Annotated in this window: 1 protein-coding gene; it reads left to right on the top strand. The window is 28.4% G+C overall.

What is annotated here, in order from left to right; translation table 11 throughout:
- Positions 1 to 634, top strand: a 634-nt coding sequence (locus HMPREF9073_RS16080; protein ID WP_009414355.1) for a hypothetical protein, incomplete at both ends; no start/stop codon positions are given.

The raw sequence follows: 634 nt of genomic DNA, 5'->3' as shown, positions 1-634 counted from the left end.
TATGTAACAATCTTTGAAAATAGCGTTTTAAACTTTGCTAATGATAAAGAAAGAAAAGAAAGATGGCTTAATGCTCTTAATAAAAATATAGAAACAGAGAATTATGAAGAATTGCAAAAATACCCAACTCTCTCTTTTTCTTTAGTAGGAGTAAAAGCAAGACTCTCTTTACTTGAAAAACTTTCAAAACAAAAACTTACTACCTCTAATTCCTTTATAAATAAAATTTTTGGTAGTGATTTAGATAAAGAAATACTCTATGTAACACTATTAAATTCAATTATAGATGAGCAAAATACAGAGCAAAATAATGAACTGTTCAATCGTTTTGTATCATCCTATTTTCAAAATATATATGACCAAGTAGATGATGAAACGACTCGCTTAAAGCTTTATAAAGCTGTAGGTAGGTTAGCAGCCTCATCAAATCAAGAAAATGTAAAAAGCAAATTCATTGATATTGTCAATAGTAATAGTTTTGACAAGCATCACGGGGCATTATTAGCTTCTATTTTGATGGGGCTTGATGAAAAGAATATTATTGAGACTCAAACAAATTTGCTTACATTACTAAATGATAACTCTCGTAATATAGGAGGTTTAAAGCGTTTATACAACAAATTAGAAAGTGAAG

Source organism: Capnocytophaga sp. oral taxon 326 str. F0382 (genome assembly GCF_000318295.1).
Taxonomy (GTDB): domain Bacteria; phylum Bacteroidota; class Bacteroidia; order Flavobacteriales; family Flavobacteriaceae; genus Capnocytophaga; species Capnocytophaga periodontitidis.
This window is presented reverse-complemented; position numbering and strand designations above follow the sequence as displayed.